This is a genomic window from Variovorax sp. P1_H12_2 (assembly GCF_056405335.1).
Genome location: NZ_JBFUCI010000678.1, coordinates 1 through 1,845, shown reverse-complemented (window position 1 = coordinate 1,845; position 1,845 = coordinate 1). Strand labels below are relative to the sequence as shown.

4 protein-coding genes are annotated in these 1,845 nt (G+C 64.3%); 2 read left to right on the top strand and 2 right to left on the bottom strand.

Annotated features, from left to right (window positions below):
- The coding region (locus AC1D2K_RS34115; protein ID WP_478094785.1) for a hypothetical protein at positions 1 to 212 on the top strand (212 nt) is incomplete at its 5' end.
- A gap of 83 nt (positions 213 to 295) precedes the next feature.
- On the top strand, positions 296 to 1,000 hold the full coding sequence (locus AC1D2K_RS34110) for a YoaK family protein (protein WP_478094787.1): 705 nt from the start codon (positions 296 to 298) through the stop codon (positions 998 to 1,000).
- Between the two features lie 13 nt (positions 1,001 to 1,013).
- On the opposite strand, the gene AC1D2K_RS34105 is transcribed toward AC1D2K_RS34110, so the two are convergent.
- Together AC1D2K_RS34105 and AC1D2K_RS34100 are read right to left on the bottom strand one after the other, a co-directional pair.
- On the bottom strand, positions 1,014 to 1,628 hold the full coding sequence (locus tag AC1D2K_RS34105; protein WP_478094783.1) for an antibiotic biosynthesis monooxygenase: 615 nt from the start codon (positions 1,626 to 1,628) through the stop codon (positions 1,014 to 1,016).
- Positions 1,629 to 1,640: 12 nt separating this feature from the next.
- Positions 1,641 to 1,845 (bottom strand): GNAT family N-acetyltransferase (locus AC1D2K_RS34100; RefSeq protein WP_478094781.1); only part of this gene is annotated, 205 nt, incomplete at its 5' end.

The window sequence follows — 1,845 nt, the reverse complement described above, 5'->3', positions numbered from 1 at the left end:
GAGGACCGGCGGTGATCGAGTGCTGGCTGTCCGCGACCGGCGCACCGCCGGCCGTGGTCAGCGTGGGCGGCCTGCTTTCTGTTGGCATGGGCGAACTCTCGAGTCGAAAATCTGGGGGCGATATTGGACCGCCCCGGCTCGTTTGTCTTGAACAAGAGTCGCCCGGGTTGAACATCGGGCCATGGCAGCGTCCGAATGTGCAAGGAGGCTGACAACCCGACAAGACCGAAAACGCCCAAGGCGCATCATGAAGCCCTGCGCGCAAAAGCGCGCCCCATCACACGAAGGCGCTCCCATAAAACCGTCTCTTCCTTTGCTCATGAGCCTCAACGGGGGCTTTGTGGACACCGCCGGATTTCTGGCGCTCCAGGGCCTGTTCACCGCCCATGTCACAGGGAACTTCGTCACCATTGGCGCGGCGCTGGTGCACGGCACTTCGGGTGCGCTGACCAAGCTCCTGGCCCTGCCGGTGTTCTGCGCCGTGGTCATCCTGACGCGAGCGCTGAGCTACAGACTGCCCGACTTCGGCCTGCCGGTCTTGCGAACGATGCTGGTCTTCAAGACACTGCTGCTCGCCGCAGGCGCTGCCATCGCCGTGCGTTTCGGTCCTTTCAGCGACGGCGACAGCGGGCTCGCGATGCTCACGGGGATGGCGCTGGTGTCGGCAATGGCCATCCAGAACGCCGCACACCGGATTCATCTGGCGAGCGCCCCACCGACCACCCTGATGACCGGCACAACCACCCAGATCATGATCGACCTCGCCGACATGCTGCGAGGGCTGCCATCGCAAGACGCCGACCCCGCACGCGCCCGGCTTCTGCGAATGTCGGCCAGCGTCGCCGTGTTCGCAGCAGGCTGCGCAGCTGCCGCGCTCACCTACATGTGGCTGGATGTCTGGTGCTTCGTGATTCCACCCGTGTTGGCCGCGTGCGCCGTCGTTCTTCAACACAGCACGCGTGAGGGCGAGTCGGCAGGACCGGCCGTCGTTGCCCGCTGAAGGGCCAGGCGCACTACTTGTAAAGCCAGCGCGCCATCAGCCGCGTGTATCTCGGCATGATGACGTACACCATCAGGGCAACGATCACCGCCGATGCGATGAAGTGCTCGCCGAAGTAGTTCGACGTCGGGCGCACAAGATCGAACAGCCGGCTCAACATGGCCGGGACCAGCATGGTCAAGGGGTAGATCACCGACAGCGTCAGCAGGAATTGCTTGTAGCGCTTGGCTGGCTTCTGCCCCGCCGGCGGCCTGAACCAGAATTCCAGGCCACTGCGCGTTTCCACCCGTTCGTCGGCGTCGAGGAATGCGGCAGCCTCATCGATCAGTTGCCGGCGGGCGTCGGACGCGAACCAGTCTTGCGCATGCGCCAGCGAATCGAAACGAATGGTGATCGTGTATTGCAGGGTCCCTGCTGCCGGATGGATGACGTTGACACCGCGATGCCCGGGAAATCGGGCGGCGATCGGCATCACTTTCCTCAGCCATTGCTCGTATTGCGCAATGGCCTCCGGCTTGACGGTCTGCTGGATGACGGCGGTGACGGTGTCCGGCCGTGGTGGTTCGCGCCCGACGATTTCGTCCAGTGTCGCGGTCCGCAATTCGGGGTGACGATCCTCGGTGACCATGAACGCCGCCTTTCAGATGCCGAGAAGCGTCCGGCCTTCATCGGCCAGCAGGTCGTGCGTCTCGGGATGTCCTCGCATGTAGGCAGCGAAGACGGGGCACTTCGGAATGACCCGAAGGCCGCGTTCGCGCGCGGAGGCCAGCCCCGCCAGCACCAGTTGCGTCGCGACGCCGTGGCCTCGCAAGGCATCCGGAACGATGGTGTGGATGAAAGTGATG

Coding starts and splice junctions, on each gene's coding strand:
- AC1D2K_RS34105 (WP_478094783.1), bottom strand. CDS start 1,628: ATGGTCACCGAGGATCGTCACCCCGAATTGCGGACCGCGACACTGGAC.